This is a genomic window from Dehalococcoidia bacterium (assembly GCA_028711995.1).
Taxonomy (GTDB): Bacteria; Chloroflexota; Dehalococcoidia; order SZUA-161; family SpSt-899; genus JAQTRE01.
Genome location: JAQTRE010000195.1, coordinates 1 through 3,955, shown reverse-complemented (window position 1 = coordinate 3,955; position 3,955 = coordinate 1). Strand labels below are relative to the sequence as shown.

General features: G+C 52.9%; 4 protein-coding genes and 1 tRNA gene. 4 read left to right on the top strand and 1 reads right to left on the bottom strand.

The window, feature by feature from the left end; all coding sequences use genetic code 11:
• On the top strand, positions 1-592 hold a 592-nt coding region (locus PHV74_15315), incomplete at its 5' end, for a DUF3800 domain-containing protein (protein ID MDD5095722.1).
• Between the two features lie 155 nt (positions 593-747).
• On the opposite strand, the gene PHV74_15310 is transcribed toward PHV74_15315, so the two are convergent.
• Positions 748-996, bottom strand: a complete 249-nt coding sequence (locus tag PHV74_15310) for a putative quinol monooxygenase (protein MDD5095721.1) — start codon at positions 994-996, stop codon at positions 748-750.
• A 154-nt stretch (positions 997-1,150) separates the two neighbouring features.
• Between PHV74_15310 and PHV74_15305 the strand changes: the two genes are divergently transcribed.
• The 3 genes from PHV74_15305 to mnmG all read left to right on the top strand — a co-directional run.
• Positions 1,151-1,245: transfer RNA gene (locus tag PHV74_15305), tRNA-Sec, on the top strand.
• Positions 1,246-1,508: 263 nt separating this feature from the next.
• Positions 1,509-1,961, top strand: a complete 453-nt coding sequence (locus tag PHV74_15300; protein MDD5095720.1) for a hypothetical protein — start codon at positions 1,509-1,511, stop codon at positions 1,959-1,961.
• Positions 1,962-2,113: 152 nt separating this feature from the next.
• Positions 2,114-3,955 (top strand): tRNA uridine-5-carboxymethylaminomethyl(34) synthesis enzyme MnmG (gene mnmG / locus PHV74_15295; protein ID MDD5095719.1); only part of this gene is annotated, 1,842 nt, incomplete at its 3' end.

Here is a 3,955-nt window from a genome sequence, read left to right as displayed (position 1 = left end):
GGCGACGATTGTTACTTCTATCTTTGAGTGGCTGGATGCGCGCAAGCACTCGGTGGTTTACTGTATGGTCGACAAGCGCAAGTTCTGCTCGGAGTTCATCGCGGATGAGCGCTTCGCTGACGTGAATACGCTCTGGCGGTTCATGGGCCTCCACTTGTCATTGGCAATCCAGAAGGCGCATCAGGGCCATGACAAGAACAAGGGCAATACCGTCCTTATTCTGGACAACGAGGAGCGTGAACAGACCTGTTTCACTGAGCTCATCCTCAACCCACCCTTGTGGACGGATACCTACTACAACCGTAGCCAGAAGCAGGACCAACTTGACCAGATTGTGGACGCTCCCTATTTCGCGGACTCACGGGATGTTCCGTTGCTGCAGGTTGCTGATTTCGTTGCCTTCTTCCTCCGCCGCCATGCGGAACTCGAGACTGGAGACTCGGAACGCTACGTGGGTGAGCGGGACCAAGTGCGGCGCTGGGCTGAGAGCGCGCTGCAACGCTCAATTTCGAGTGCGTCCTATCCAAAGCGCGGTCGCGGTGCTTGTGCTGACATGTTCTACACGTATGCTCCTGCTTGTGCACTGAGGTAACGACAAGCGGCTAACAAGTGGATCGAGCAGACTGCACAACTCATCGGTTGGCATGCAAGTCGGTGGGCATCTGCTCATTCACCAAGCGTTATGACGCAGCCTGAGGGGAGCACCCCCTTTGCGCTTCCATCCGATTAAAGTCTCCTTTCCCCTCCCTACTTCGGCTTGATGGCGCTGATTTGTTCAAAGAACTCCAGATCAGGGGCTCCATCCACCAAGCCCCCCAATTTCTTGGACAACTCCTGGAAGTGCGGTGTGGCCGTGTGAGCATCAAACGCTTTTCGGTCGGTGTATTTTTCATAGATGAAAAAGCAGCCGGTATTCTTTTCTCCCCGGTTGAGGGTGTATTCGAGTGTGCCGGGCTCGGATTGAACCTTGGGCATTATTGCCTTGACGATGAACATTCCTCTCCTCCTTTTCTGTTGTAATCTGAACCTTTCTAGAGCCTCGTGCCTCGTTTGGCGACCATTATAGCATACAACTATCTTGATGATGGCGTCAGCAAAATATCGCCAATTTGTGGACTTCTACATTTGGAAAGGTTAGAATTTGAATCTAGGGAGCGAATGGTGCCCGGTGGTGCTCGCGGTCTTCAAAACCGTTGGCGGGTATCTTTGATGCTCGTGGTGGTTCGACTCCCCTCGCTCCCGCCAAAAGGAGGAAAGATGGAAACGTCATTGGTAATCGCGACTGCAGTCCTGGCTTTTCTAACTGCTGCCTGAGGTCTATCTATCCACCGTGGGTGGATAGATAGATCAGTGGCCAAATGGCATGGCACTTTCGCTTTTCTCACCGTCGCTGTGGCTATTGCGGCGGCTGTTGCCAATTGATTTGCTGGGGGTTTCTTCAGTATTATGCCGCTCGGCCATCGGCATGAAGAATAGACTATATTGATCCTGTTGAGGAGTTTGAAGAGATGAAAAAACCCGTCATTGTTATTGTTTTGCTTGTGGTAGTGATCTTGGCGATAGGGTGCAATGACTCTGATGATTTGCCAATATCAACCGTATCCAGTCCTGTGCTCACACCTTCGACTATGCCTCCCGAAACCCCTACGCCGACCCCTTCAAATACGCCATTACCTTCGGCTACCGCTATCCCAACGCCTTCTCCAGCAGAATCGCCGACTCCAACTCCTACCCAGACTCCAACTGCTTGCGAGATTCAGAGGGATGCCATACAGGTGGCAATTTCCGGCTACCATGATACCAATGGGGAATGGCCCACGGCGGATGGCGTCTCTGGCGATATCTCTTGGGATAAGCTTATTCCTGATTTCCTGGCGGAAATTCCCTCTCTGGATTCCACATGCGAATGGCAGGTCAACAACAATCCTGAAGGGACGGTGTGTCTGCTGAAACCCTGCTGAACGTGCAAGTGTGGCACGGAGTGCCACAAGTAGCCTGGAAGCAACCTGAATAAGATTCCCCTCTGAGTGGTTGTGATCGATAGGGGCGGCGCGATGAGTCTACCTCGTTTCACCTTTTTCGTTACCCTCAATAATGTTAGAATGATGATGCCATGATATACGATGTCATCGTTGTCGGCGCCGGACACGCTGGATGTGAGGCTGCCCTTGCGGCTTCCAGAATGGGTTGCCAAACTCTTCTCCTGACCATGAATATCGATACTATAGCTCTTATGCCCTGCAATCCGTCAATCGGAGGGCCAGCCAAGGGGCATCTGGTTCGCGAGATCGATGCATTGGGTGGAGAGATGGGACGGAACATCGATAAAACTTTTATCCAGATCAGAATGCTGAACACCGGCAAGGGGCCGGCCGTTCAAGCTCTGCGTGCTCAGGCAGATAAAAAACGCTATGGCCTGGAGATGAAGCACACTCTGGAAAGGCAGCCCGATCTTCATTTGAAGCAAGCGCTTATTGACGATATTCAAAAAGTAACCGACGGTCCTGATCAGATATTCAAGCTCACTTCCAGCACGGGTTGGGTCTATGAGGGAAAGACTGTTGTTCTGACCACCGGCACTTCACTGGCGGGGCGGATCATTGTGGGCGAGAAAAGCTTTGCTGCTGGAAGAGCCGGTGAATTTGCCGCCTATGGCCTCTCCAAAAGCCTGCGGCAGTTGGGATTTGAACTCGGTCGGCTCAAGACCGGCACTCCTCCGCGTCTCGATGCCAAGACCATCGATTTCTCAAAAACCATCCCTCAACCGGGGAGCGAGACGCCCCTCTACTTCAGCTTTGATTCTCATTCGAATTCCCGCAATTTCCCGCTAGTAAATCCGATTTATCCTGTGGCGGAACAAACGACTTGGCGCAATCAGATACCCTGCTATCTTGTCTATACAAACCGGAAAACTCAAGAGATTATCCGGGCCAATATCCATCGTGCGCCGCTGTTCAACGGAAGCATAAAGGGCACCGGCCCTCGAACATGTCCTTCCATCGAGGACAAGATTATGAAGTTCCCCGATAAGTCCTCTCATCCCGTATTCCTCGAACCTGAGGGATGGGAGACGGGTGAGGTCTATATGCAGGGTGGGAGCACCAGCCTTCCGGAGGATGTGCAACTGGCCATGATTCACTCCATTCCGGCGCTGGAACATGCCGAAATGATTCGCTTTGGCTATGCCATCGAATACGACTTTGCGCCGCCAAGCCAGATTCTCAGCACTCTGGAGACCAAGCAAATTGAAGGCCTGTTTTTCGCCGGTCAGATCAACGGCACCACCGGCTATGAGGAAGCGGCGGGGCAAGGTTTGATCGCCGGTATAAATGCTGCTCTCAAATTGAAGGGAAGACCGCCTCTGATAATCCGGCGGGATCAGGCGTATATCGGGGTGATGATCGATGATCTGGTGACCAAAGAGTTGACGGAGCCTTACCGGCTGCTCACTTCGAGGGCAGAGCATCGGCTGCTGCTGCGCCACGATAATGCCGATTTGCGTCTCTCTCCCATCGGTTACGAGTTGGGGCTTATCGATAGAGCACGTTACGAGGCGGTAGAGGCCAAACGCAATGCCATCGCTGCCGACCTGGAGCGCCTTTCAAAAACTTATCTGGTTGCCGAAAAGCTTGTCGATCAAGTGCAGGCTTGCGGGTTGCCCCCGGTGGGACACAACGTCAGTGCCCTCGAATTCCTGCGCCGCACAGAGGTAAATTACCAGATATTGGCTCGCCTCGGCTATGGAAATCCGAATCTGAGCCCTGATTGTGTTGAGCAGGTGGAGATTGAGGCCAAATACCAGGGGTATATCGAAAGGCAGCATGCCCTTGTCCGAAAGATGCAGAGGATCGATGATCGGCGCTTGCCCGACTGGTTTGACTATGCCCTGATAACCGGATTACGCTTTGAAGCCCGGCAGAAGCTCGCAAGATTCCGACCTCAGACTCTGGGGCAG

Excerpts from the sequence above, each read along its gene's own strand:
- PHV74_15310 (MDD5095721.1), bottom strand. The coding sequence starts at position 996 with ATGTTCATCGTCAAGGCAATAATGCCCAAGGTTCAATCCGAGCCCGGC.
- PHV74_15300 (MDD5095720.1), top strand. The coding sequence starts at position 1,509 with ATGAAAAAACCCGTCATTGTTATTGTTTTGCTTGTGGTAGTGATCTTG.